The sequence below is a fragment of the Paenibacillus rhizoryzae genome (assembly GCF_059686995.1).
In genome coordinates this window covers 1-1,476 of sequence record NZ_JCAALT010000032.1, presented here as the reverse complement: position 1 = coordinate 1,476, position 1,476 = coordinate 1, and the positions used below count along the sequence as shown (strand labels likewise).

At 36.0% G+C, this 1,476-nt stretch carries 1 protein-coding gene; it reads right to left on the bottom strand.

Annotated elements, in window-relative coordinates:
- Positions 1 to 530: 530 nt before the first annotated feature.
- Positions 531 to 1,070, bottom strand: a complete 540-nt coding sequence (locus tag AC6ESO_RS30435; protein ID WP_497094618.1) for a GNAT family N-acetyltransferase — start codon at positions 1,068 to 1,070, stop codon at positions 531 to 533.
- Between the last annotated feature and the right edge of the window lie 406 nt (positions 1,071 to 1,476).

The following is a 1,476-nucleotide window of genomic DNA, read 5'->3' as shown; positions in this document are numbered from 1 at the left end:
TCTTTCGAGAATTAATTAACTTGGTGCTACTTCTTTAAAAATCTAAGGAGCTGCACCCTTCTTTGATATTGCCTCTTTTAGATGTCACTGCGATGAATTTTCATGGTAGTTGAACGAAAGGCTGCCGTTCATGCCAGCAGCCTCAACCCAAAAATACGGAACAAAATTAATCAATATTCCCCTCTATTTGTTATACCGCTGACTTTACTATACATCCTTAGTAGAGTGTCCTAATTTCTCCATAAGAGATATAAATTAAAAAGTAAACAAATCGCGATAACAATCAAACCAGTATTTTTAGATTTATATTCTGCCCACATTCCTCTTTTATATCTCCGCACTAAAACAACAACTATTGATATAATGAAGGATGATATCATCATTGCAACAAGAAGCTCCATTTTATATCTCCTTTCTTCCATTATTTAGACGTAAACGTTTGGAAATTGTTACGCAAACCTGCCCATTAGCATAACGAAGGGCCGCCAACAGGCAGCCCTCATGATACTGAACTATCGTTCCCAGTTAGATCAATAAAGATAGCCTAAAAAATCTAGATTCCCCTCGCTCCAAGCGATCTTTCCTACTTCCTTAATCATCAATTCATCAATTGCCTCAAACCCTATGCCATTTGTAATCAGAGATTCATTATCAATTTTCACCCATTTACATTGATTCTTTACTAATTTATAACCATTTTTCAAATATAAGGTCATGTTATCTGCAAATAACAGAATAAAGTCAATATTTCGTCGCACAGAAAACTTATCGATTTCTCCAAGCAGCTTAGAAGCCACTCCCTGGGAGCGAGTGTTTTGTGAAACACATAAATCAATTACACCCAGTATTCTCACGGGTTTCCCATTTAGATTCATCACCCTATAATCTAATCCGACGTGTCCTATAAGTTGATTTTCTTGGTTAAAAGCTAGAAATCTAAAATGCGGTAGTTGCTTAAAATAAATCCTGTTTTTAGGATAAACTTCTGGAAAACTGGCGTTTAATAATTCTTGTATATTTGCTGATAATTCAATACTTAAATCATATTCAAATACGATATCTATCTTCAAATTACCTCTCCAATACTAAATTATTTGTTTTCTGCCTTTTCTACATATCAATCAGCGGCAGCCTTTGATAAGGTAAAGACCGAGCGTGATTCTTAAAAAATACAGAGCAATCAATCCAGAGCATTTCGGTTCTGCCCCCCCCCCCCTACCATAAAAAACTTACCCCTAATTGAACAACAATTCGTTTCATTTTAAACATAAAATTTAATTTTCAACTTTTCTTCCGTGTTCAATAATAACATCATACCCATGTTCATTATGACCCTCTTTTCAACTTATTCCACTTTTATTGCGCTAAACTGCCCGTTCGTATTATGAGGTCAGCCAGTTTTTACTGGTTGACCTCTTTTCTCTTTAAGAGGTTTAGTACGGGTAGCCGGGGTAGAACGTCACTGCCCGTGGGGCT